The organism is Oleiphilus sp. HI0079, assembly GCF_001635105.1.
Genome location: NZ_LWFT01000575.1, coordinates 1 through 3,682, shown reverse-complemented (window position 1 = coordinate 3,682; position 3,682 = coordinate 1). Strand labels below are relative to the sequence as shown.

Below are 3,682 nucleotides of genomic sequence, written 5' to 3'. Positions count from 1 at the left end.
CAATGCGGTTTATTTGTTCACTGGCGAAGATGCAACGATTCAGGATCTGCAGGGAAATGCAGGTGATCCACTTGCTTCTGCGACAGTGACCTATAACAACGACACATCAAACTACGAGTTTGAGCTTGGATTTATCCCAGCGGGCCCCTATACGGCGGCGTTCACCTGCGATGCGTCTATCGACATCAACGATGACAACGAATTCGCCTCAATGATCTTTTCAAATAGCTATAACGTCAGCATCGTTTCCAAACAAACAACTACGCTGACAATAGAGAACTAAATCCTTTTAGAATAGATCGCTTAAAAGACCAAGTCCTCATCATGATGCTTGGTGATATGGACTTGGTTACGGTGGATATCGCTAGCAAATTGATGCAACGAATCAACGCAAATCAGAAAGCTACGAGGCTTTTTTTACCGTATACCTCCGACACAAGACAGCGCAGTAGAAGCATATGAAAGTAAGCATCATAGGTGGCGGCCCTGCTGGTTTGTATTGCGCGATCGCAATTAGACAAGTCCTACCTACTGCGAGGGTAAAAGTATACGAAGCAGAAAACGAGACTGTGAATTCACTGGGCCTCGGCTATGTGCTCCAGAGCTTGCATCTAGATCTACTTCGAAAGGTCGATGCTGAGTTCATGAACTCAATTTTTCAAGGCACACCGCCACCGAAGCTTCGACGCGCATCGGTTCGCGTTGATGACCATATCCAAGACAAACCTTTCGAGCTTGGATACACAGTCACCCGACATCAGCTAATGCGCTACTTACGTACACAGGCTCTGAGCTGTGGCGTACGCATCATTGAGAAAAAGATAGAACTAAAGCATGTATCGCGTCTAAAAAGTAGTAGCGATCTACTCATCGCTGCCGATGGCGTGAGCAGCCTGGTTCGCAAACGCTATACGAGCGAACTCGATGCCAAATCGACCTCGGCAAACATCCGCTTTTGCTGGTACTTCAATGAATCCCCAAGCATCGACCATAAACCCAAGTTCTGGGCGGTATCCACAAAGCATGGCGTGATTCAAATGATCACATACCCTCAGTCCGACCACCGTCAAATCGTTATTATGGAGATGACAGAAGCGTGTTATTTAAATGGCGATTTTGAAAGTAAAACACCCGAAGAAATCGCAAATTTTCTGAGTAAAGAACTCAGCCTGGAAGACGAACCATTCCATCTCGAAACAGGAAATTTGCCTTGGATGCCGTTCGCACAGAACAGCGTAGAGAAACTATATACAGACAACGTTGCCTTTGTCGGCGAGTCTGCATTCTCTTTTCACTACGGGTTTGGCTGGGGGTTGGCAACCGCCTTTACGATGGGCTACATTCTTGCACGTTCACTCGCATCACACCCTATGCCGCAAGCGCTTGATGTCTTTCAAAATGGCGCAACGCTAGCTCTCGCCAAACCAGTAACGAAATCTCTTGAAGCAATTAAGTGGATGGAAGGCATTGATCAGCATTTTGTCGACACGCCTAACGCAGAGCTTGTTGATCATTACCTGCAACGACATAAATACCGAAAACTTTTGAAAAGCCAACAAACCTAGGCAAATCACTGCTGATCTAGTTGCACCAATACTGCCATTCCCATCTAATATAAGCTTACCTGCAAATCAAAGAGAACGTCTGTGTTCATTCCTAAAGTATTTAAAGTCGATTGTCGTGATCAAATGTTCGCACTGATCAAAGAGCACCCGCTTGCTACGCTCGTATGCAATACCAAAGCAGGTTTGGAGGCTAATCACCTACCCATGCTCGTTGAAGAACGCGATGGGAAGATCTTGCTTATTGGCCACATTGCGAAGGCGAACCCACTGCACCAAAACATAGCGAACGGCACTAAGGTATTAGTCACCTTTCAGGGCCCACAAGCCTATATATCTGCAAGTTACTACCCCAACAAACAGCGTGACCATAAAATTGTACCAACGTGGAATTACACCGCCGTCCATGTAAGCGGAACGCTTGAATTTACGCACAACAAAGAAGAACTTCTCGCTATCGTTGATACACTTACGCAAGCGCAAGAACAAAGCCGAAAACAGCCCTGGAAGGTCAGCGATGCTCCCCGAGAGTATATTGACCGAATGCTTAATGCCATTGTTGGTATACGCGTAAGCGTCGACGAAATGCAGGGCAAATGGAAAGTCAGCCAGAATCAAAGCGGTGAAAACCGACAAGGAGTGATCAAAGCTTTGGGAAAAGAAGGAAATCAAGCAATGGCCCAAACTGTAGCGCTCAAATCTTCAGAAAGCTAAGCCCCAAATTTAGAGACCAATAAATGTTTGAAGTCTTAATTTTAGCGGTTGCACTGAGCATGGACGCATTTGCCGTTTCCATCGGCCTTGGCTCGAAGCATGAGCAGAGAACCTCTGCTCTCGCAGTTAAAGCCGCCATTTATTTTGGCCTATTTCAAGCGCTTATGCCCTTAATCGGTTTTTTAGGCGGTAAAGGCGTATTCGGGATAATCGAAAATTACGCGCACTGGATCGCTTTTTCTCTCCTCTTACTGATTGGCGCAAAGATGATTTACGAAGCAATGTCAGAGGGAATTGAAGAAGATATTGCTCAAATCACCCACCGGGTGATGTTGGTTCTCGCTATAGCAACAAGCATAGATGCAATGGCCGCAGGATTTACCCTAACACTTATTGAAATAAACCCACTCCTTGCCTGTTCGCTAATAGGCATTATCACATTTATATTTAGTTGGTTTGGCGTATTTATTGGCGCCAAGAGTGGTACCTTCTTAGAGAGCAAAGCGGAGATGTTGGGGGGTGTAATACTCATCCTGATCGGTTTTAAAGTATTACTTTTATGAACCTAACCATCCCCCAAAACACAGCAAGCCATCGCCGCTACCCAAGACCATGCGTTAAATGCACTTAAAGGCAAAACTAAAATGGCAAATGTTATTCTTGAATCGAAGATCACATGCCCTAATTGCGGCCATCATAAAACCGAAGTCATGCCGACGGATGCCTGTGTCTACTTTTACGAATGTGAAGGATGTAAGAAGCTTCTGAAACCAAATCAAGGCGACTGCTGCGTGTTTTGCTCTTATGGCTCAGTTAAGTGCCCACCTATTCAACAGGGCTTCAGTTGTTGCAGCTAACACGAGCTTTTAGATTGACCCTCCCCGACCTTAGAAAAAGCGCTTAGCTAAGCTTGATCCTCATGTTTTATCTGTCGTCACTTAAGACCATCTCTATTTATCTGAACTAATGAGAGCCGGCAGGGGCAGATCCCAAATAGCGGCAAGAACAGAAATCAGCTGCTGCTCAGTCTCACAAAACACCTCATCGGCATGCGCCGCAGCCAACAAACCCTTTAAGATCCTAGGTTTAAGCAAAGGGAAAGCGCGCTTTAATTCATAGCAGGCTTGGGTAAACTCTTTTCCATCAATTCGCTGCTCCAAGGCATCTGCGCCAATATGGATTCCACTCGCCTCTTTTGCTGCAGCCAGTGCATCCGTTTGCTGTTGGCTACCTTGCGTCCCCATAGCCAAAAATTTTGCGAGAACAATTTTATAAAAGCCCGAAATGCTTTGCAGATTGCGATACTTCAAGGTGGGCGCTTTTGCATACCCAAAATGAATATCGCAGGGGTTTCTGAACAGCTCGTAGGCGAGCCATTCTTTGAGACTGCGCTTCTTATCCCGACT

At 45.9% G+C, this 3,682-nt stretch carries 6 protein-coding genes; 5 read left to right on the top strand and 1 reads right to left on the bottom strand.

Annotated elements, in window-relative coordinates; translation table 11 throughout:
• The 5 genes from A3750_RS26065 to A3750_RS27205 form a co-directional block, all read left to right on the top strand.
• Positions 1–283 (top strand): hypothetical protein (locus tag A3750_RS26065; protein WP_231871779.1); only part of this gene is annotated, 283 nt, incomplete at its 5' end.
• A 175-nt stretch (positions 284–458) separates the two neighbouring features.
• Positions 459–1,565, top strand: a complete 1,107-nt coding sequence (locus tag A3750_RS09680; protein WP_068456870.1) for an FAD-dependent monooxygenase — start codon at positions 459–461, stop codon at positions 1,563–1,565.
• 81 nt (positions 1,566–1,646) lie between these two features.
• Positions 1,647–2,276, top strand: coding sequence for an FMN-binding negative transcriptional regulator (locus A3750_RS09675; RefSeq protein ID WP_068456867.1), 630 nt, complete (start codon positions 1,647–1,649; stop codon positions 2,274–2,276).
• A gap of 23 nt (positions 2,277–2,299) precedes the next feature.
• Positions 2,300–2,839, top strand: coding sequence for a manganese efflux pump MntP family protein (locus A3750_RS09670; RefSeq protein WP_068457358.1), 540 nt, complete (start codon positions 2,300–2,302; stop codon positions 2,837–2,839).
• A gap of 81 nt (positions 2,840–2,920) precedes the next feature.
• Positions 2,921–3,133 (top strand): GDCCVxC domain-containing (seleno)protein, encoded by a 213-nt coding sequence (locus A3750_RS27205; protein ID WP_082863277.1) that lies wholly within the window; start codon positions 2,921–2,923, stop codon positions 3,131–3,133.
• Between the two features lie 93 nt (positions 3,134–3,226).
• Here the strand turns inward: A3750_RS27205 and A3750_RS26060 are convergent.
• On the bottom strand, positions 3,227–3,682 hold a 456-nt coding region (locus tag A3750_RS26060; protein WP_197474985.1), incomplete at its 5' end, for a hypothetical protein.

What these genes read in the sequence shown, in the direction of transcription:
- A3750_RS27205 (WP_082863277.1), top strand. Translation starts at nt 2,921, where the DNA reads ATGGCAAATGTTATTCTTGAATCGAAGATCACATGCCCTAATTGCGGC.
- A3750_RS09680 (WP_068456870.1), top strand. Translation starts at nt 459, where the DNA reads ATGAAAGTAAGCATCATAGGTGGCGGCCCTGCTGGTTTGTATTGCGCG.
- A3750_RS09670 (WP_068457358.1), top strand. Translation starts at nt 2,300, where the DNA reads ATGTTTGAAGTCTTAATTTTAGCGGTTGCACTGAGCATGGACGCATTT.